This window comes from Alkalimonas mucilaginosa, assembly GCF_036327005.1.
In the GTDB taxonomy this organism is placed as follows: Bacteria; Pseudomonadota; Gammaproteobacteria; order Enterobacterales; family Alteromonadaceae; genus Alkalimonas; species Alkalimonas mucilaginosa.
Map to the genome: position 1 here is coordinate 26,783 of NZ_JAUGZK010000001.1, position 18,466 is coordinate 45,248.

Annotated in this window: 18 protein-coding genes and 1 riboswitch; of the genes, 14 read left to right on the forward strand and 4 right to left on the reverse strand. The window is 50.7% G+C overall.

Annotated features, from left to right (window positions below; translation table 11 throughout):
* The first annotated feature begins 99 nt into the window (after nucleotides 1-99).
* The 3 genes from pssA (at nucleotide 100) to QWF21_RS00125 (ending at nucleotide 3,386) form a co-directional block, all read left to right on the forward strand.
* Entirely contained in the window at nucleotides 100-936 is an 837-nt protein-coding gene (gene pssA, locus QWF21_RS00115; protein WP_330086005.1) for a CDP-diacylglycerol--serine O-phosphatidyltransferase, read from the forward strand.
* Nucleotides 937-1,047: 111 nt separating this feature from the next.
* Nucleotides 1,048-2,646: a glutamate--cysteine ligase gene (gene gshA / locus QWF21_RS00120; RefSeq protein ID WP_330086006.1), complete on the forward strand. Its 1,599-nt coding sequence runs from the start codon at nucleotides 1,048-1,050 to the stop codon at nucleotides 2,644-2,646.
* Nucleotides 2,647-2,762: 116 nt separating this feature from the next.
* Nucleotides 2,763-3,386, forward strand: a complete 624-nt coding sequence (locus tag QWF21_RS00125) for a transglycosylase SLT domain-containing protein (RefSeq protein ID WP_330086007.1) — start codon at nucleotides 2,763-2,765, stop codon at nucleotides 3,384-3,386.
* A gap of 37 nt (nucleotides 3,387-3,423) precedes the next feature.
* Here the strand turns inward: QWF21_RS00125 and QWF21_RS00130 are convergent, their stop codons facing one another.
* Both QWF21_RS00130 and QWF21_RS00135 read right to left on the reverse strand, forming a co-directional pair.
* Nucleotides 3,424-4,701, reverse strand: coding sequence for an HlyC/CorC family transporter (locus QWF21_RS00130; protein ID WP_330086008.1), 1,278 nt, complete (start codon nucleotides 4,699-4,701; stop codon nucleotides 3,424-3,426).
* 72 nt (nucleotides 4,702-4,773) lie between these two features.
* Nucleotides 4,774-5,580 (reverse strand): cytochrome C assembly family protein, encoded by an 807-nt coding sequence (locus tag QWF21_RS00135; RefSeq protein ID WP_330086009.1) that lies wholly within the window; start codon nucleotides 5,578-5,580, stop codon nucleotides 4,774-4,776.
* A gap of 141 nt (nucleotides 5,581-5,721) precedes the next feature.
* Between QWF21_RS00135 and ffh the strand changes: the two genes are divergently transcribed.
* The 8 genes from ffh to tyrA all read left to right on the forward strand — a co-directional run bounded on the left by ffh (nucleotide 5,722) and on the right by tyrA (nucleotide 12,308).
* Nucleotides 5,722-7,089 (forward strand): signal recognition particle protein, encoded by a 1,368-nt coding sequence (gene ffh / locus QWF21_RS00140; protein ID WP_330086010.1) that lies wholly within the window; start codon nucleotides 5,722-5,724, stop codon nucleotides 7,087-7,089.
* 111 nt (nucleotides 7,090-7,200) lie between these two features.
* Nucleotides 7,201-7,452: a 30S ribosomal protein S16 gene (gene rpsP, locus QWF21_RS00145; protein ID WP_091337841.1), complete on the forward strand. Its 252-nt coding sequence runs from the start codon at nucleotides 7,201-7,203 to the stop codon at nucleotides 7,450-7,452.
* 26 nt (nucleotides 7,453-7,478) lie between these two features.
* On the forward strand, nucleotides 7,479-8,009 hold the full coding sequence (gene rimM / locus QWF21_RS00150; protein WP_330086011.1) for a ribosome maturation factor RimM: 531 nt from the start codon (nucleotides 7,479-7,481) through the stop codon (nucleotides 8,007-8,009).
* Nucleotides 8,009-8,785, forward strand: a complete 777-nt coding sequence (trmD, locus tag QWF21_RS00155; protein WP_330086012.1) for a tRNA (guanosine(37)-N1)-methyltransferase TrmD — start codon at nucleotides 8,009-8,011, stop codon at nucleotides 8,783-8,785. Before rimM ends, trmD begins: the two co-directional genes overlap by 1 nt.
* Before the next feature lie 22 nt (nucleotides 8,786-8,807).
* On the forward strand, nucleotides 8,808-9,167 hold the full coding sequence (gene rplS / locus QWF21_RS00160) for a 50S ribosomal protein L19 (RefSeq protein ID WP_330086013.1): 360 nt from the start codon (nucleotides 8,808-8,810) through the stop codon (nucleotides 9,165-9,167).
* Between the two features lie 100 nt (nucleotides 9,168-9,267).
* The gene (locus QWF21_RS00165; protein WP_330086014.1) at nucleotides 9,268-9,864 is read left to right on the forward strand and encodes a DNA-J related domain-containing protein; all 597 of its coding nucleotides are present in this window, start codon (nucleotides 9,268-9,270) and stop codon (nucleotides 9,862-9,864) included.
* A gap of 255 nt (nucleotides 9,865-10,119) precedes the next feature.
* Nucleotides 10,120-11,178, forward strand: coding sequence for a 3-deoxy-7-phosphoheptulonate synthase (locus QWF21_RS00170; RefSeq protein ID WP_330086015.1), 1,059 nt, complete (start codon nucleotides 10,120-10,122; stop codon nucleotides 11,176-11,178).
* On the forward strand, nucleotides 11,175-12,308 hold the full coding sequence (gene tyrA / locus QWF21_RS00175; protein WP_330086016.1) for a bifunctional chorismate mutase/prephenate dehydrogenase: 1,134 nt from the start codon (nucleotides 11,175-11,177) through the stop codon (nucleotides 12,306-12,308). The genes QWF21_RS00170 and tyrA overlap by 4 nt, the downstream gene beginning before the upstream one ends.
* Before the next feature lie 11 nt (nucleotides 12,309-12,319).
* On the opposite strand, the gene QWF21_RS00180 is transcribed toward tyrA, so the two are convergent.
* On the reverse strand, nucleotides 12,320-13,210 hold the full coding sequence (locus tag QWF21_RS00180) for an LOG family protein (RefSeq protein WP_330086017.1): 891 nt from the start codon (nucleotides 13,208-13,210) through the stop codon (nucleotides 12,320-12,322).
* A gap of 145 nt (nucleotides 13,211-13,355) precedes the next feature.
* Between QWF21_RS00180 and QWF21_RS00185 the strand changes: the two genes are divergently transcribed.
* The 3 genes from QWF21_RS00185 (at nucleotide 13,356) to QWF21_RS00195 (ending at nucleotide 17,034) form a co-directional block, all read left to right on the forward strand.
* Nucleotides 13,356-14,966, forward strand: a complete 1,611-nt coding sequence (locus QWF21_RS00185) for a Na/Pi cotransporter family protein (protein ID WP_330086018.1) — start codon at nucleotides 13,356-13,358, stop codon at nucleotides 14,964-14,966.
* A complete protein-coding gene (locus QWF21_RS00190; protein WP_330086019.1) occupies nucleotides 14,956-16,362 on the forward strand; it encodes an MBL fold metallo-hydrolase in 1,407 nt (468 codons plus the stop codon). Before QWF21_RS00185 ends, QWF21_RS00190 begins: the two co-directional genes overlap by 11 nt.
* 83 nt (nucleotides 16,363-16,445) lie before the next feature.
* Nucleotides 16,446-16,536: riboswitch (cyclic di-GMP riboswitch) on the forward strand.
* Nucleotides 16,537-16,662: 126 nt separating this feature from the next.
* Entirely contained in the window at nucleotides 16,663-17,034 is a 372-nt protein-coding gene (locus QWF21_RS00195) for a DUF3718 domain-containing protein (RefSeq protein WP_330086020.1), read from the forward strand.
* A 54-nt stretch (nucleotides 17,035-17,088) separates the two neighbouring features.
* Here QWF21_RS00195 and QWF21_RS00200 read toward each other — a convergent pair whose 3' ends face one another.
* Entirely contained in the window at nucleotides 17,089-18,240 is a 1,152-nt protein-coding gene (locus QWF21_RS00200) for a chorismate mutase (RefSeq protein ID WP_330086395.1), read from the reverse strand.
* Nucleotides 18,241-18,466: the final 226 nt, after the last annotated feature.

The following is an 18,466-nucleotide window of genomic DNA, read 5'->3' on the forward strand; positions in this document are numbered from 1 at the left end:
GCTTTCGTCAGGTCGCAATCAGCTTTTCTTTTGCGTTTTTCCGATCCGTGATACATTAAGCCGCATCAACCTGATGGTTTATTTTGGCGCATTGAATCTATGACTGAAGCTGGCAAAACAGAATCTCAGCCTCGTAAGGGCATCTATTTATTACCAAACCTGCTAACTACCGGAGGTTTGTTCTCTGGCTTTTACGCCATTATTTCATCCATGAATGGCCACTTTGACGCGGCAGCTATCGCTATTTTTGTAGCGATGATTTTTGATGGCCTGGATGGCCGGGTGGCGCGCCTTACCAATACCCAGAGTGAATTTGGAGCACAGTACGACAGCATGGCCGATATGCTGTCTTTTGGCATGGCACCCGCTATGGTGATGTACAATTGGGCGCTGTCAGATACTGGTAAGTTTGGTTGGTTGGCGGCATTTTTATTTGTTGCCTGCGCGGCGCTGCGGCTGGCGCGTTTTAATGCCAACCTGTCGGTGACGGACGGTCGTTTTTTTCAGGGGCTGGCCAGCCCCGCTTCGGCGGCATTGATGGCCGGCATGGTGTGGACCGGAGCCTATTATGAATTAGATGGCCATGACTTTGGGTATCTGCTGGGAATACTGACAATTTTGTCCGGCTTGCTGATGGTGAGTAACTTCCGCTACCACTCCTTTAAAGATGTGAACTGGCGGGATAAGGTTTCCTTTGTCACTATTTTATTGGTAGTACTGATTTTCGTAGTAATTGCTGCACGGCCGGCAGAAATGCTACTGATCATCTTCTTGCTGTATGCCTGCTCGGGGCCTATTACCACGATTCGAAGTGTTAATAAGCTGAAGCTGGAGCATGTAGTGGGCGACGTTGCACCGCCAGAGGCGGATGATACAGATGCAGCTCCGGTAGATAACACAGTGACTGGAGAAGGCACTGATTTGGAGCAAAAATAGCCGGAAAAAAGCTCTACAGCCTTGTTGCCGTAGTATTTCCAAAGTAGAGTGAGCGACAGGTAACAGGCTGTCGCTCAGTAATACGGGCCTTCAAGTAAGGAAGGGTGTCTTTTGAGTTCACTTCTTAAGCAACGTCTGGCAGCACTTTCAGCTGCAGAGCATCTAAACAGTATTGTCGGGATCCGGCGGGGGTTGGAGCGGGAGACTTTACGGATCAAGCCGGATGGCCGTTTGGCGGATACAGCACATCAAGAGGCGCTCGGTTCGGCTTTAACCCACCCGATGATTACCACCGATTTTTCTGAAACACTGCTTGAGTTTATTACCCCGGTTTCAACCGATATCGATACGACGCTGGCACAATTGTCGGATGTGCATACGTTCACCCTGAAGCAGTTAGGGCAGGAGCGTTTATGGCCATTGAGTATGCCATGCTATATTGGCCATGAAGATGAGATCCAACTGGCGCAGTATGGTAGCTCCAATGTTGGCCGGATGAAAACGCTCTATCGTCAGGGCTTAAAACGTCGATATGGCAGCATGATGCAGGCCATCAGCGGGGTGCACTTTAACTTCTCGTTTCCGGCTGGCTTTTGGCCGCACTTGGCGACTATTTTTGGCCAGAGTACCGCCGATCAAGCTTTTATCTCTGAGCAGTATCTGGCATTGGTGCGAAACTACAAACGCATGGCCTGGTTGATTGTGTATCTATTTGGGGCTTCACCGGCCTTGTGCAGTTCTTTTATCCAGGGCAGGAACAGCAAATACCCATTTGAAAAACTGGGTAAAGGCACCTTGTATTTGCCTTACGCGACATCGCTGCGCATGAGTGATTTAGGTTATACCAACAGTGCCCAATCGCGCCTGAAAGTCACCTACAACTCGCTGGATGAATACATCGCAGGCTTGCATCAGGCCATTACCCTGCCTTCGGATGAGTATGCTGCTATTCCTTGCAATGCAGAGCAGGGATATCAACAGCTCAACAGCAATATTTTGCAGATAGAAAACGAATTTTATTCCACCATCCGACCTAAGCGCACTACGGAAAGTGGCGAGCGACCTACCTGCGCCCTGGCAGCGCGCGGGGTCGAATACATTGAAGTGCGGGCTCTGGATGTCAATCCGTTTAGCTCTGTTGGGGTTAGTGCGGAACAAATGCGCTTTTTGGATGTGTTTTTGTGCTATTGCCTACTGCAGGAAAGCCCCAAGCTAAGTCATGAAGATCAACTGGTGACCGAGCAGAACCTGAAGAAAGTGGTGACGGATGGCAGGCGACAAAACCTGGAGTTGATGCAGCACGGTGCACCACGTTTAATGCTGGATTGGGCGGAAGAAATTTTTGCCGATTTATCCGCGGTGGCGGCTTGGTTGGATCAAGCCCATGGAGGCAGCTGCTATCAGGACACGATTAAAGCTTTTTACCTAAGCCTGCTGGACCCGGCCAATACCTATTCAGGCCGTTTACTTAAGCAATTACTGGCAGCACAACAAGACAATGGCCCCTTTGCGCTGGCTATGGCGGAGCAGTATCGTCAGCAACTGTTGCAACGAGGCTACCAGTACTTCGACGAGCAAGCATTGATTGCGATGGCAGTACAATCGCATCAAAAGCAAGCTGAGGTGGAAGCGGCGGATACGTTAAGTTTTGAAGCTTATCTGCAGGATTACTTTGCGCCTAAGCCATGCTCTTTACAAAGCAGCAGCTAAAAAAAGCGGTCACCAGGAGAGGGGTGACCGCGATACAGGATTGAAATCCAGGGAAACGTAAAACTTGATTTGCGTCCTTGCACTTTGTTAGAAGCGAATGGATCTATAAAGTTCATATGAAGACGAATAATTTTTTAATTGGTGGTGTATTTTTTTCAGTGGTGTTGTTATCCGGCTGCAGTACGCCCCCGCCACAAAATAGCAGCAATATTTGCGATATCTTTAAAGAACATCGTTCCTGGTACAAGGCTGCTGCCAATACCCGCGATAAATGGGGGGTACCTATTCATGTGCCAATGAGCATGATGTTTCAGGAAAGCAGCTTCCGTCATAATGCCCGGCCACCGATGCGCTATTTTTTAGGCTTTATCCCCTATGGTCGTGCCAGCTCGGCCTATGGTTATTCACAGGCCAAAACCGAAACCTGGGCTGATTACCAGCGGGAAACCAACCGCCGTTTTGCCAGCCGCAGCAACTTTTCCGATGCTATGGATTTTATGGGGTGGTACATTGATAAAACCCATCGTATTAATGGCGTGTCTAAATGGGATGCCTACAATCAGTACCTGAATTACCACGATGGCTGGGGTGGGTTTCAGCGCGGCACCTATCGCAATAAAACCTGGCTGATTTCCGTGGCACGGCGGGTGGATGATCGGGCTCAGATGTATGCTACGCAATTGTCCAGCTGTGAAAAAGAGTTACAGCGGGGCTGGTTCCGTCGTTTAATCGGTTTTTGATTCGAGCCAATGCAGCCCGGGACCAGCCGGGCTGTGGCTAGTGGTCACGCCGTTTTTTCGATAGCGGGAACAAACGAATGGTTTTGATCATATTATCCTGCACCTCGACGATTTCCATTTTGTAACCGGCTAGTTTAAGGCTCAGGCTTCCTTGTGGAATTTCTTCCAAATACTCCAGCACCAGGCCATTCAGTGTTTTGGGCCCATCGGTGGGGAAGCTGAGTTGCAGTTCGCGGTTTAAGTCGCGCAAGTTAATACCGCCTTCTACCAGTACAGTACCGTCCGGCTGAGCAATGATTTCTTCATGGTTGTCTTCAACGACATCGGTCGTGAAATCACCCACCACTTCTTCCAGAATGTCTTCCAGAGTTACCAGACCCTGAATATCACCGTACTCATCCACCACCAGGCCAATACGTTCTTTTGACGCCTGGAACTTTAACAATTGTGTACTGAGCGGAGTACCTTCCGGAATATAGTAAATATCTCGCACCGCACGCAGCAAGGTGGCTTTGGTCAGCTGTTTTTTCAGCAGAGGACGCACCAGATCCCGGGTATTCAAAAAGCCGAGGGCATCATCAATGGTATCTCTGTACAGCAACAGGCGGCTGTGCGGTGAATTGGCCAACTGACGTACCAGTTGTTTCCAGTCGTCGCTGACATCCAGGCCGCTGATTTCATTACGCGGGATCATGATGTCTTCAACTGTCGCATGCTCCAAATCCAGCACGCCAACCAACATGCTTTGATGCTTCTCCGGGATCAGGGCACCAGCTTCATGTACCACAGTGCGTAACTCTTCCGCGCTTAAGCTGTTGCCTTGATGCTGCTCCGCGCTGACGCCAAACAGCTTCAGGAAGTTGTTGGTAATTTGATTGACCAGCCAAACGATGGGGTACAGCACTTTCAGCAGGGGCTTTAAAATAACCGAGCTGGGAAAAGCGACCCGCTCCGGGTGCAGTGCGGCCAAGGTTTTGGGGGTGACTTCAGCAAACACCAGGATCACCAGCGTCAAACCAAAGGTGGCAATGGCGATACCGATATCCCCAAACAACCGCAAGCCAATGATGGTAGCGATGGCAGAAGCAGCAATATTCACCAGGTTATTGCCAATCAGGATCAAGCCAATCAGCCGATCAGGACGCTTTAGCAACTGACTGACACGCAGCGCGCCTTTGTTTTTTTCATTCGCCAGATGCTTCAAGCGGTATGGGTTTACCGACATCATGCCGGTTTCAGAGCCCGAAAAGTACGCGGAGATAAAAATAAGTACACCAAGAATAATAAATAAGGTACTGGTAGCTATCGCGTCCAAAAGAGGGTTACCTGTGTGGCCTAAAGGGAATGGAATGCATAGTATGTACGTGTAGCAAGCAGATGTAAAACATCAGAGCGCGCCACTTAGCAGCACTTCGCGTACAAAGCGACTGCCAAAGTAAGCCAGTGTTAACAGCAGGCTGCCAAGCAGAGTCAGGCTGATGGCTGTTTTACCGCGCCAGCCAAGGCGGGCATGGCCCCAGCTAAGCAGAGCAAACAGCACAAAGGCTATCAGGCTCAGCACATTTTTGTGCAGGTTGTGTTTGCCAAGCCAGTCGCTGGTAAAGAGCGCACCGCTAAGCAGGGTAATGCCAAGCAGCAAAGTACCAACCAGCAACAACCGGAACTGCAGTACTTCGGCTTGCATCAGTGGTGGTAGTTGCGAGTGCATGCTCAGCGCTTTGTGTTTTAGTTTATAGCTGATGTAGCTGACTTGCACACTGTACAAGGTTGCCAGGATCAGAATAACGTAAGCGATAAAGGCAACCAGTATATGCAGCAGCAAAAGCGGATTGTGCTCAATCTGCAGAATTTGTGTGCCCTGAGGTATCATTAACACACTAAGTTGCACCAGGGCGGCGCAGCCATACACCACCGGTAATAACAGTATCAAAGGCGAGCGCAGTGCGGTCACTGTGACTGCCACCGTGATCAGCCAACTGACCAAAGAGCTGACATTTAGCAGGCTGAAGTTCTGGCCTGCCGGGGTAAATAAAACACCGGACAAGGCAATAGCATGCAACACCAGGCCGACACAAGCCGCACTAAAAGTGAGCCGAAGCAGTGGCCCCGCCGGGTGAAATAAACGGCCAAGAACAGTGCCTGCTGCCAGCGCATAAGCCAGCATGGCAACCAATGGCAACAACAGCGTGTGCATGCAAAACTTTCCCTGAATTACAGTTGGATAGCCATTGTATTGCAACTGAGATGGAATACCAATGCCTAAATAGCTCTGTGGCTGACGCCGGCAATCGACTCAGGTATACTGGCAGCATACTGATAGTGATGGGTGAATACCATGTTTGAGAATTTATCGGAGCGTCTGACCCGAACACTGAAGAACATCAGTGGCCGCGGACGCCTGACCGAAGAGAACATCAAAGAGACACTGCGTGAAGTACGGATGGCGTTACTGGAGGCCGATGTGGCTTTGCCAGTGGTACGCGATTTTGTCGCTCAGGTGAAAGAAAAAGCCGTTGGCCTGGAAGTGAGCAAAAGCCTGACGCCTGGTCAGGAGTTTATCAAGATTGTGCGCAAGGCGTTGGAAGAGGCCATGGGTGAAGCCAATGAAGAGTTGGCGCTCAACACCCAGCCCCCTGCCGTGGTCTTGATGGCTGGCTTGCAAGGTGCAGGTAAAACCACCTCGGTCGGTAAGCTGGCGCGTTTTTTAACGCAGCGCAAAAAGAAAAAAGTCCTGGTAGTCAGTGCCGACGTTTACCGGCCAGCAGCGATTAAGCAGTTGGAGACTCTGGCCAAAGAGGTTGGGGTAGAGTTTTTCCCAAGCGATGTATCGCAGCAACCGGTCGCTATTGTTAATGCCGCTATTGCTCATGCCCGCACCCGTCAGTTTGATGTGCTGTTGGTCGATACCGCCGGTCGCTTGCACGTCGATGATGCGATGATGCAGGAAATCCAAACACTGCATGCGGCGGTGAAGCCCATTGAAACCCTGTTTGTGGTTGATGCCATGACCGGTCAGGATGCGGCTAATACAGCCAAAGCCTTTAATGATGCCTTGCCATTGACCGGAGTGATCTTAACCAAGGCCGATGGTGATGCCCGTGGCGGAGCAGCCTTATCCATTCGTCATATTACCGGCAAGCCGATTAAGTTCATCGGTATGGGCGAGAAAGTGGATGCGCTTGAGCCTTTCCATCCGGATCGGGTGGCGTCCCGTATCCTTGGTATGGGCGATGTACTGAGCCTGATTGAGGAAATCGAGCAAAAAGTCGATAAAGACAAAGCGGCCAAAGTGGCGCAGAAGATGATGAAAGGCAAAGGCTTTAGCCTGGAAGACTTTCGTGATCAGCTGGGCCAGATGCGCAATATGGGCGGCATGATGTCGATGATGGATAAATTGCCGGGCATGAAAAACCTGCCAGCCAATGTCGCCGGCCAGATGGACGATAAACAGTTTATCCGGATGGAAGCTATCATCAATTCAATGACACCAAAAGAGCGCCAGTTTCCGGATTTAATTAAAGGCTCCCGCAAAAAACGCATTGCCGCAGGTTCCGGCACTCAGGTGCAGGACGTCAATAAGATGCTGAAGCAATTTACCCAGATGCAGAAGATGATGAAGCAGATGTCGGGTAAGGGCGGCATGATGAAGATGATGCGCGGCCTTGGCGGCAAGTTACCACCAGGGATGCTGCCACCCCGATAAGCCGCGAAATGCCTTGCAATCGGGGCAAAAATCCGTACAATGCACCAGCCCTCCGAACCGTCGGAGGTGCTGTTATTTTTTAAAACCTGAACGAAAAACTTAGAGGACGGTATGGTAACTATTCGTTTACAACGTGGTGGCGCGAAAAAGCGTCCTTTTTACCAAGTTGTGGTTGCGGACAGCCGTTTTTCCCGTGATGGCCGTTTTATTGAGCGTGTTGGTTTCTTTAACCCAATCGCCAGCGGCACGGAAGAAAAACTGCGTCTGGACCTGGAGCGCGTGAATCACTGGGTTGCACAAGGTGCATCTTTGAGTGAGCGTGTTGCAAACCTGGTAAAAACTGCTAAAAAAGCTGCTGCTTAATTTAGCCTGATCTGTGGAGTTGTCGCTTGAGTTCGAATGATGAACTGATTTTGGTTGGCAAATTTGGTGCTGTGTACGGCATTAACGGCTGGCTAAAAGTGAACAGCTATACAGATTTCCCGGAAGGGATTTTTGATTATACACCCTGGGTAGTCAGTGTTCAGGGGCGTCCACAACAAATGCAGGTCACCAGCTGGAAACGCCATAGCAATGGTTTGATTGCCAAGCTGGAAGGAGTTTCGGACCGCGATCAGGCTCAGCGTCTGGTCAATGCCGATATCGCCGTACCAACCAGTGTATTGCCCGCGCTTGGCGAGGGTGATTACTACTGGAAAGACCTGATGGGTCTGGCGGTGGTGAATGAAGCCGGCTATCACTTAGGTGAAGTCAGCGACATGATGGAAACCGGTTCCAACGATGTGCTGGTGGTGAAAGCCAACCGCACCGATGCATTTGGCAAGAAAGAACGGTTGCTGCCTTTTATCACCAATACGGTAATAAAAGAAGTGAACCTGACTGAGCGACGTATTGTCGTCGACTGGGATCCCGCGTTTTAATGCAGGAATCATGCAAGCTTTGGGTTGGGGTAGTATCCCTGTTCCCGGAGATGTTTCAGGCAATAACGCAGTATGGGGTGACCGGGCGGGCTTTGCGCCAGGGGCTGATTGATGTGCAGTGCTGGAATCCGCGGGATTTTACCACGGACAAACACCGCACTGTCGATGACCGTCCTTATGGTGGCGGACCCGGCATGTTGATGATGGTACAGCCACTCACCGACGCAATCCGCGCTGCCCAGGCAGCTGCAGGGGGCAAGGTGCACACCATCTACCTTTCGCCGCAAGGCCGGAAGTTAGATCAGCAAGGGGTGCAGGAGTTGGCGCAACACAGCAAGCTGCTGTTGGTCGCAGGGCGCTACGAAGGCATTGATGAGCGCGTAATAGAAACCGAAATTGACGAAGAATGGTCAATTGGTGATTACGTGTTAAGCGGGGGCGAGTTACCGGCCATGACATTGATTGATGCAGTGTCGCGATTGGTACCTGGCGTGCTTGGGCATGATTTATCGGCAGAGCAGGATTCGTTTGTATCCGGTTTGTTGGATTGTCCACACTATACCCGGCCCGAAGTGTTCGCAAACAAAGAGGTACCACCGGTTTTGCTGAGTGGTCACCACGACAAAATCAGACGCTGGCGTCTGAAACAGGCCCTTGGCAGGACCTGGTTACGACGGCCAGATATGTTAAATTCCCTGGCTCTGACTGAGGAGCAGCGACAGTTACTGGCTGAGTTCCAACAGGAACACCAGGCGCTGCAGCAGAAAGACAGTTAATTCCAGGTAACGAGAGATTGTTATGAGCAAAGTAAGCCAAAACATCATCAAGCAGCTTGAAGATGAGCAACTGAAGCAAGACGTGCCTGCGTTTGCCCCGGGTGATACCGTGGTGGTTCAGGTACGTGTGAAAGAAGGCGAGAAAACCCGTCTTCAGGCCTACGAAGGTGTAGTGATTGCCAAGCGCAACCGCGGCCTGCACTCTTCTTTCACTGTTCGTAAAGTATCGAACGGCGAAGGGGTAGAGCGTGTGTTCCAGACACACAGCCCATTGGTTGAGAGCATCACTGTTAAGCGTCGCGGTGCGGTACGTCGTGCCAAACTGTACTACTTACGCGATCGTTCAGGTAAATCAGCGCGTATCCGCGAAAAGCTTAACTAAGCACTTTTTGCTGCATCAAAGAAAGGCTGGCCCTGCAAGGGCTGGCCTTTTTTGTTTATCAGACTTGCACAGGCAGCAGGGCTCTGGCACTGTACGTACTATGCAAGCACCACTTCCTACCCCACAGTTACAGTTACTGCAAGGACAACTGGAAACCATTCTGTTGCAAAGCAGTGGCATGGTGACTGAACAGCAGTTGTTGCAGCGCCTGGGTCTGCAGCTGACCAATGCACCTTCGGATCCGCAGTATGCACTGTTTCAGCGCCATTTCGTGCTGCAGCACCTGTTGTATTGCATTCAGCAGCAATGGCTGGCCGAAGAGGTAGCCTGGCTGGATATTGGTCTGGCCAAAGCTGAACTTTTACCCTATCAGGGCCAGCAGCTATCGGCCCAGGATCAAGGCCGTGCACAGTATTATCTGGATTGGCAAAACTTTTACCGGATGGATGCGGTCACTCTGGCGCAGCAACTGGATGATTTCTGGCAACAGTTTGCCAGTAGGACGGTAGTTACACCGCAGTTAAGTCATCAGCAGGCCTGCGAGCTACTGCAGCTTAGCTGGCCCTGCCAGTTAGCAGTGTTAAAACGGCAATATCGTATTTTGGCATTAAAGCATCATCCGGATCGCGGTGGTGATGCTGAGCACTTTGTGCAGATCCGTTTGGCCTATCAGCAACTTAGCGCGGAATTGCGCTAATAGCCACTTTCCCTCCCTCCTCTGCTGTACATAAAAGAATACAATATTCATGATGCGCTCATTCTGCTTGTGCCTTGCAAATAATGGCTTTGCAGGGGTTGAAAGTGCCTTTCCATCTGGTTACACTGACTTTCTGTAATTAATTAAGTACATAATGTATCTTTAAGTTTACGGCTGGCGTCGCCTGCTCCGATCAGACGGCAACATGGTCGAGTCTGCCATACACTTAAGGGTGCTTTCCCAGGAGCTACTGAGATGACAACCCGAGTTGACGATCTGCGCATTACCGCAGAAAAACCTTTAAGTCCCCCCAATGTCTTGAAACAGGCTTTACCGCTATCCGAGCAAGGGGCTTTGTTTGTACAGCAATCGCGGCAGACCATTGCCGATATTATTCATGGCCGGGATCCCCGCTTGCTGGTGGTGACGGGGCCTTGCTCGATTCATGATCCGGTGTCTGCACTGGAGTACGCTGAGCGTTTAAAAGAGCTGCAACTGCGTTACAGCGATAGCCTCTACATTGTGATGCGGGTGTACTTTGAAAAGCCGCGTACTACGGTAGGTTGGAAAGGTTTTATCAATGATCCCCATTTGAATGATTCGTTTGATCTGGAAACCGGCCTGACCTGGGGACGTGATTTGTTGCTCAAACTGGTGGATATGGAGCTGCCAACGGCAACTGAAGCACTGGATCCTATCAGCCCGCAGTACATGTCGGATCTGATTTGCTGGGCCGCCATTGGTGCCCGCACAGTAGAGTCCCAGACGCACCGCGAAATGGCCAGTGGTTTGTCGATGCCGGTTGGCTTTAAAAATGGCACCGATGGCAACCTGAGCATTGCATTAAATGCCTTGCAATCGGCAGCCAGCCCACATCGCTTTATTGGTATGAACCAAAATGGAGAAGTAGCACTGGTAGAAACTCAGGGTAACCCGGATGGCCATATTATTCTGCGCGGCGGTAAGAAGCCCAATTACGATGCAGCCAGCATGGCTGAGGCAGTGGCGGCGTTGAATAAACTGGATTTGGCCACTGCCATTGTGGTGGATTGCAGCCATGGCAACTCCAATAAAGACCATAATCGGCAGGGCCTGATTGCCAAAGATGTGATTGCCCAGCGACAGGCTGGCAATGCGGCCATTATTGGCATTATGCTGGAAAGTCATCTGCATGCCGGTCGTCAGGATATTGTGGATGGTAAAGCGCCTTTGTATGGGGTTTCCGTAACAGACGCCTGCATTGACTGGCAGACCACGGCCGAGCTTCTGGCAGACTGTCATCTGCGCATGCAAACTCAGGTGGCAGCTGCATGAGTCAAACACCGGAGCAACAGGCACTAACGCCTTTGCGCCAGCAGATTGATGCCATAGATACTGAGTTGGTACAACTGCTGGCTCGGCGTGCCAAGGTTACTGCCGAGGTCGGACGGGTGAAACAGCAGTTTGGCTTACCCGTTTATATGCCCGCGCGTGAGCAGGCTTTATTGCAAGCCCGGCGGGCGCAAGCAGAGCAGCATGCTTTATCGCCAGAGTTGATCGAGGATGTACTGCGCCGGGTGATGCGCGAGTCTTACCAAACACAGGAACACAGCTTTGTCTGTTGCCGGCCAGGCGGTGGTAAAGTGGTGGTGGTCGGTGGTGCCGGAGCCCTTGGCAGCCGCTTTGTCAGTTTGTTTCAGCGTTCTGGCTATCAGGTCGAGGTGCTGGAAGCCAATGACTGGCCCAAAGCGTCACAGTTGTGCCTGGATGCTGCGATGGTGCTAATGGCAACCCCCATTACGCTGACGTGCCAGTTGATTGCACAACTGCCTGAATTGCCGGATGATTGTGTGTTGGCGGATCTTACCAGTATTAAACAGCAACCTTTGGCGTGCATGCTGGCAAAGCATGCTGGCCCGGTACTTGGGCTGCACCCGATGTTTGGTCCTGATGTCAGCAATCTGGTAAAGCAGGTGATCGTGGTGTGTGATGGCCGTTTTGCCGGGCAAAGCGACTGGTTGCGGCAGCAACTGGTGGTGTGGGGGGCGGAACTGGTCGAACAAAGTGCCGCCGTGCACGATGAGCGGATGCAGTTGATCCAGGGCATGCGCCATTTTACCTCTTTGGTGTATGGTGTTCATCTGGCGGAAGAGCAGGCAGAGCTCAGTGAGTTACTGGCTCTTAGCTCGCCAATTTACCGGTTGGAGCTGGCCATGATCGGCCGTTTGTTTGCACAAAATGCCGAGCTATATGCTGATATTATGCTGTCGTCAGCCCAAACATCAGAATTGCTTGAGCGTTATCTGCAGCGCTTTTCGCAGGTACTTGGCCTGGTGCAAAGCGCCGATAAAGCGGCGCTGATGGCGGAGTTCACAAAAGGCAAAGCCTTCTTTGGTGAACTGGCTGGTCAGTTTCTGGATGAAAGCCGGCAATTGCTGCAAAAGGCAACCGATGGCAGAAGTTAGCTGCACAAAGCTTAGATGTTTGCCAACTGATAAAAATCACGGATCACTTGCCAGGCTTGTTGCGGTGTATCGACAAAGCTGATTAGTGCCAGATCACTGGCACTGATCACCCCGGTCTCTACCAGCAGATCAAAATTGATCAGTTGTCGCCAAAAAGTTTCATCGTACAACACCACTGGCACTGCTTCGGCTTTTTTGGTTTGTAGCAGGGTCAGGGTTTCAAACAATTCATCCAGGGTGCCAAAGCCGCCCGGAAAAGCCACCAGAGCGCGGGCACGCTGTAAAAAGTGCATTTTACGAATAGCAAAGTAGTGAAACTGAAAGCAAAACTCTGGTGTAATGTAAGGGTTGGGGTGTTGCTCTTTCGGTAGCACAATGTTCAGACCAATGCTGGCACTGCCTGCTTCCATTGCGCCTCGGTTAGCAGCCTCCATAATACCAGGGCCACCACCACTGATAATGGTTAACTTTTCTTCTGGCTTACGCTGACTGTGCTCTGCCACCAGGTAAGCAAAATCACGCGATGCCTGATAATAGCGGCTATTTACCAGATGTCGTTTAGCTTGTTGAACTTTCTGCTGAAGATGGTGATCTTCCGGCATTTTCTCCAGCGCGATTTCTGCCTGCTCCAATGCTGCTTTGGCTGCTTCCGGAGCCAGGAAGCGGGCACTACCGAATACAACCAAGGTGGCATCAATGCCGTGTTGCTCCAGCACCAACTGTGGTTTTAAATACTCCAATTGCAATCGGACATGGCGTAGCTCATCCTGCAGTAAAAAGCTATGATCCGCAAAAGCCAGTCGATAGGATGCATGATCCTGCAATTGGTTAATCGCATCCACCGAGTCTTGTGCACTGTTGAAATGGCGCCGGTGCAATGCATTGTGGTGGTTGTTGGACATAATTCCTCCGGAATAAGTGGTTGTTTTTTAAGCGGTCCGGTGCAGTAAAAAGTGCGACCTGCTTTGATTTAAACTAAGATTAACTGGCATTGAACTATGTCACAATGACGCAGTGTTACCGTAGAGGAATTTTAGCAGCCAGATGATGACCGATGGATTAATGGCGCTCGGCGCCCTGGGCCTTATTTTGCTTGGCATGGAGTGGATGACACTCGGCCTGAAAAAAGCTGCTGGCAATAATCTGGTGACGGGCTTACAACGCTGGACCGGCAAGCCGTTGCATGGCTTGCTGATAGGTACGGGGGCCACAGTTGCGGTGCAATCATCTACTGCGGTGACTGTCACCACCATTGGTTTTGTTAACGCCAACCTGCTATCACTGCGCAATGCTGCTTATGTGATTTATGGCAGCAATGTGGGCACTTCCTTTACCGGTTGGTTCGTTGCTTTGGTTGGCCTGCAATTTAAAATAGAAGCGCTGGCCCTGCCGCTGATTGGCATTGGTATTTTGCTGAAATCTTTTGTTAAGCAGCGAAGCTGGCAAGGCAGTGGCCAGGGCTTGGCCGGCTTTGGTTTGATGTTTTTGGGCATCGGCCTGTTGAAAGACAGTTTTGATGCAGCTTTTGTCAATATCGAATTTGGCTGGTTGGTAGATATTGGTTGGCTTGGGCTCTTGTTGGCTGTGGTGATTGGCGCTTTGCTAACCACTGTGATGCAAGCTTCGGCGGCGGTGATTGCTTTGGTGATCACCGCCGTTGCCAGTGGGGTGGTACCCCTTAGTCTGGGGGCTGCTTTTGTCATTGGCTCTAACCTGGGCACTACCTCGACCGCTATTCTTTCTGCTCTGGCGGCAACAGCCAAGGCCAAACGGCTGGCGATGTTGCATGTGATTTTTAATGTAATAACTGCCGTGGTTGCGCTGATGTTACTGCAGCCTTTGCTGTGGTTGTTATTGTGGTTGCAGCAGTTGCTATTTGATGTGCACCATGCGGCTTTTAGTCTGGCCTTGTTTCACACCTTATTCAACGTGCTTGGGGTACTGCTGATGTGGCCGATCAGTGACCGGCTGGTGTTGTGGTTAAATGGGCGTTTTCGTCGAGAGCCGAGCAATCGGTTGCGGATGTTGGATCAGTCCAGTCTGGCGATCCCGGCACTGGCGCTTAAAACATTGACCATGGAGCAGCAGCATGTGTTGCAGCAGTTTTGTCGCTTGGCTGGCAGTATGGATCATAAACCGATGGAGCAGTCGGTATTGGATGAGTTGCGTCAGTCGCAGCGCACCATTGCCCGATTCAGTAGCCAGTTAGGTCAACAACCGCTGCAATCTGCTGAGTCCGATTTGTTGAATGCTTTAGCGAAAAGCCAGCTGAGGGTAGAGCTTTTGCTGCAAATGCTGCCGCAACTGGAGCATCGCTTTGAACATGATCGCGCCGGGATCCGGCTGGAAGCCGAATTCTGGCGTCAGTTAGCTGCGCTGGATTTACCGGCCGGAACAGGCCAGATTTCAGCCTTGTATCGCGAGATTAGCCGTTGGCGTACTGCGGAGAAACAGCAACTGGTGGCCCCTGCGCAATTAAGTGCAGCCTTGCACAGTGGTCATGGGGGGGAGTGGTTGTTACGATTGGCTGAGCTGCGTCGTTTTGATCATCACCTGACCAAGGCCATGCTGGGGGTTGCCCAGATCCAGCAATACTATGAGCGGCAGCAAGAGGCCGTGAGCACAGCGACAGAAATAGGAGAGCTCGATGCCAGTTAATGCGCAACTTACCTTTATCGGAGGGGCTGGCCAAGTCACCGGCTCCTGTTATTTACTGGAATTAAACGATAAAAAGATACTGCTTGATTGCGGTATGGTGCAGGGGGGCGATCAGATACGCGAGTGGCACAAATTCCGTTTTCAGTTCCGACCCAAAGATATTGATGCGGTGATTTTGTCGCATGCTCATATTGACCACAGTGGCTTATTGCCTTTGCTGGTCGCCAAAGGTTTTCATGGCAAAATTTACTGTACCAAAGGTACCGCTGAGTTACTGCCTGTGTTGTTAAAAGATTCAGTACATTTGTATTTAAAAGATCTGGAATGGAAGAATAAACGAGCAGCCAGGGCAGGAAAAAAAGAGATACAGCCGGTGATGCAGTTAAGCGATGCTGAACGGGTAGTGGCTTTATGCGAACCTCAGCCCTACAACAAGCGGTTGGTACCAATGCCCGGCATGGAGCTGGAGTTTAACGATGCAGGCCATATTCTGGGCTCGGCCATTGTCCAGCTCTGGTTGAAGGGCCGGCAAGGCATGCGGCATCTGGTGTTTTCCGGTGATTTGGGAAATCCTGCTACGGTGTTGATGCACGATCCGGCGCAGATTGAGCATGCGGATGTGGTGCTGATGGAAAGTACCTATGGCGATCGCAATCATCAGGATGTGGAGCACACCGTCGCGGAGTTTGCTGCGGCACTGGATGCCGCCTACGAGGCCGGCGGTAATGTTTATATTCCGGCTTTTGCACTGGGCCGCTCGCAAGAAATCTTGTACTACCTGGGGGTGTTGTATCATCAGGGTAAATTGAAACAAAAAGTTGTGTTTTTGGACAGTCCGATGGCCATTAGCATCACTGAAATTTACGACCGCTTTTTCCACAGTATGGATCCTGACGATACCCGGGTTTTAAAACAGCAGAACGTGCGCGATCTGGCGTCGTTTTTACCGATCCTGAAGCTATCGGAAACAGTGGAAGACTCGATGGCCATTAACCGCTTTAAACAAGGGGCTATCATCATTGCTGGCAGTGGGATGTGCAATGGCGGTCGTATTGTGCATCATTTCAAACACAATCTGTGGAAGAACTCGAACCATCTGATTTTTGTTGGCTTTCAGGCGCAAGGCACTTTAGGACGCCGGCTGGTGGATGGTGAGCAGCGTATTAAGCTGTTTGGCCAAGATATTGTGGTTAAAGCCAAAGTCCACACCATAGGGGGCTTTTCTGCCCATGCTGGCCAAAGTGAGTTGTTGCAGTGGGCTGAGGCCATTGGTGGTCAGCCAAAATTCTGGTTGGTACACGGTGAGAGTAAAGCGCAACAGGCCTTGCAGCAGGAAATGATCCAGCGCGGGCTCCAGGTTGAGATAGCCTCACAGGGCCAGCAAATAAGTCTTTAACCGGTTCGACCGGTTCACTTATTTAAACGATGAAATTTTTATGACGCTATTGCCAAAGTCGTTTGAACTGGTTACTATGTGCACACTTCGAAAGGCAAGACATCCGAAAGGGTGATCACGCAAAGCTTCAGGTCTAAAGGAAACATCGTTTCCCATGATAGCTGGGCTGCCATTAAGCGTCGTCCTGACCTTAATGTGAACTGCAAACAGCAGTAGTCATATCGACCTTTCGCAAGCACAAGCTAATCACCATTCAAAGATGAATGGATTCTGACTAATTACTGTTTTTGGAGCCAGAAAATGAAATTGAAATTTGTAGCTTTAGCGTCTGTTCTTGCAGCCACTGGTGTGTTCAGCTCACAGGCTCAGGCCGATCAACAACTTGCCCTGTCTATTTGCTCCTACGTTGCAGCAGATAGCCGTAACGATTTACGCAAAACCCTTAGCGATCACCGTCTGCGCTTGCGCAACGTTTATGATGGTATCGTATGTGATGGCTTGCCGCTGGTGCGTCATGCTATTCGTCACAATGCCAACGACACTGCGGACTTTATTATCCGTCAGTTACCAGGCAGCCAGGTTGCTAATTCTGGTGATATTGAGTGGGCAGAAAGCAACGGCTTTTCTGGCTCGCCAGTGATTGAATCCATTCGTGCCCGTGCTAACAGCTAAGTAGGCACCCCCTGTTTTATAGAAGGCGCCCGAGTGGCGCCTTCTTTTTGTGTGCTAAGCCGGTACTTCAGTTGGCTGTATATCTTCACTTGGGTAGCAGCCAAGTACTTTAATAAATTTAGTGATGCGGTTTAGCTCTTCCAGTGCCCGGGTCATGGCGTAGTCGCCTGCATTGGCCAGTACATCGACATAAAACATTTCTTCCCATGGATTGCCCGGAATTGGCCGTGACTCTAACTTAGCCATGCTGATGCCGTGGCGTTTTAATACCGTTAAGGCGTCTACCAAAGCACCGGGTTGTTGGCCGGTAAACATAATAAAGGTGGTTTTGGCGGGTATAGCCTTGGCCACACTGATGGCTTTACGGGCGACCACGATAAAGCGACTGACATTGTCTTTTTGATTGGCCAGATCCCGGGCCAGTACCTCCAGGCCATAGATTTTACCACCAGCTTCACCACCAATCGCTACGATGGTCGGGTCCTGTTTTTGCTGCACCCGCTGAAAGGCATCGGAGGAGCTGTCGCAATACTCTACCTTGATGTTGGTCAGGCCTAACAAAAACTGGCTGCACTGAGCAATCACCTGAGGGTGAGCACAGATTTGCCGGATTTGGTTGAGGGCTGCGCCGGGCAGGCCCAGTACACAGTGATCTATCGGGTGGGTCAGCTCACCAACAATGGATAAACGGGTGTGTTGCAGCAGATCATAAACCTCATTAATGCTGCCGGAAGAGGTATTTTCTATCGGTAGTACGGCATAATCGGCATGGCCGGTTTCAACCGCTTTGATGATCTCATTAAAGCTGTCGCAGCCAATATCGATAATCTGCTCAGCACGGCGGGTAAAGTATTTTTGTGTTGCCCAGTAGCTGTATGAACCCTGACCTCCCAGATAAGCAACCTTGACGGATGGTCCTTGCATACCCCGCAGCTCCCCCTGCAGTTTGGCTTGTTGTTGCAGTACAGAGTCTTCAATAATCACATGAAATAAACGGGTGACGTAATGTGCATCCAGCTCCATTGTTTTGCCACTCTCGATCAGTCGCAGCAGTAACTCTTCCTCACGCTGTTGATCACGAATGGGTTTGTTCTGGCTGATTTTTGCCTCAGCAACCGCAAGAGCCAGTTTGCGTCGTTTGGCCAGCAGTTGCAGCAACTCCTGATCAGTCTGTTGGATTTGTTGTCGTACTTCGGTAAGTTCCATCACGGATCATCCTCGTTGCATTAGTGTGTCGGTGTTTGGTGGCAAAAAAAAACCTCCCATGGTGGGAGGTTTTAGGTGTTCAGCACGCGCGCAACACTACCTCCCGGATTGGGTGGTAAAGAAGCTAAAAAAGAAAGTGTTGAATGTGCGTCGTTTCATCTGGTTTTTTTATCAGTCTGGATGGCTAAAGTCAACTAATAAATAGCTGTCGGTTGTATCTTTGTTT